Consider the following 1,277-nt stretch of genomic DNA (forward strand, 5'->3'; position numbering starts at 1 on the left):
ACTATTAAAAGAGATTCCCATGAAAAAAATTGTGCTAGCAACAGGCAACCAAGGCAAAGTTCGCGAGATGGCAGATCTACTGTCTGACTTCGGTTTTGAAGTATTAGCGCAAAGTGAATTCAACGTATCAGAAGTTGCTGAAACGGGCACCACGTTCATTGAGAACGCAATCATTAAAGCTCGCCATGCCGCGCAAGAAACTGGCTTACCAGCGATTGCAGATGATTCTGGTCTGGAAGTCGATTTCCTAAAAGGTGCACCGGGTATCTACTCAGCACGTTACGCAGGCGAAAAAGCCTCTGACCAAGAAAACCTAGAGAAATTGCTAGCCGCAATGGAAGGCGTGCCAGAAGCAGAGCGTACCGCGCGTTTTCACTGCGTATTGGTATTGATGCGTCACGAGAACGATCCAACGCCTATCGTTTGTCATGGCCAATGGGAAGCTCGTATTCTGACTGAAGCACATGGCGAAAATGGCTTTGGTTACGACCCTATCTTCTTCGTACCAGAAGATAACTGTGCGTCAGCAGAGCTAGAGCCGGCACGTAAAAAGCAGTTGTCTCACCGCGGCAAAGCACTGAAGTCACTGTTTGCTCAGTTATCAGCGCAAACCGCACAGTAAGATCGAGTGAACTTGTCCATGTTAACGCCCCCAGCACTCAGCTTGTATGTACACATCCCATGGTGTGTACAAAAGTGCCCTTATTGCGACTTTAACTCCCATGCGCTTAAAGCGGAGATCCCAGAAGAAGAGTACATCAGTGCCCTTCTAGAAGATCTGGATACCGATATTGATAAGTACCGCTTAAATGACGCACCGCGTCCGCTGCATTCCATCTTCATTGGCGGTGGTACGCCAAGTTTGATTTCTGCAGAAGGCATTGAGCGTTTGCTAAAAGGCATCGAAGCGCGAATTCCATTCAAGCCAGACATTGAAATCACTATGGAAGCAAACCCTGGCACCATCGAAGCAGAGCGTTTCGTGGGTTATCGTAAAGCGGGCGTCACGCGAATTTCCATCGGAGTTCAAAGCTTTGAGCAGGAGAAGTTGGAGCGTCTAGGACGAATTCATGGTCAAGACGAAGCCGTTAATGCAGCGAAACTTGCCCATCAAATTGGTTTGAACAGCTTTAACCTCGACTTAATGCACGGCTTACCCGATCAAAGCATCGAACAAGCGCTAGCCTATTTGGACAAAGCGATTGAGCTCGCACCGCCGCACCTGTCTTGGTATCAGCTCACCATCGAACCAAACACCATGTTCTACTACAAGCCAC

At 48.4% G+C, this 1,277-nt stretch carries 2 protein-coding genes; both read left to right on the forward strand.

The window, feature by feature from the left end; genetic code table 11:
* The first annotated feature begins 19 nt into the window (after nt 1-19).
* Nucleotides 20-622, forward strand: coding sequence for an XTP/dITP diphosphatase (locus tag R7M72_RS24945; RefSeq protein ID WP_318056442.1), 603 nt, complete (start codon nt 20-22; stop codon nt 620-622).
* Between the two features lie 18 nt (nt 623-640).
* Nucleotides 641-1,277, forward strand: a 637-nt coding sequence (gene hemW / locus R7M72_RS24950; RefSeq protein WP_318056443.1) for a radical SAM family heme chaperone HemW, incomplete at its 3' end; no start/stop codon positions are given.

Source organism: Vibrio sp. YT-18 (assembly GCF_033337345.1).
Taxonomy (GTDB): Bacteria; Pseudomonadota; Gammaproteobacteria; order Enterobacterales; family Vibrionaceae; genus Vibrio; species Vibrio alginolyticus.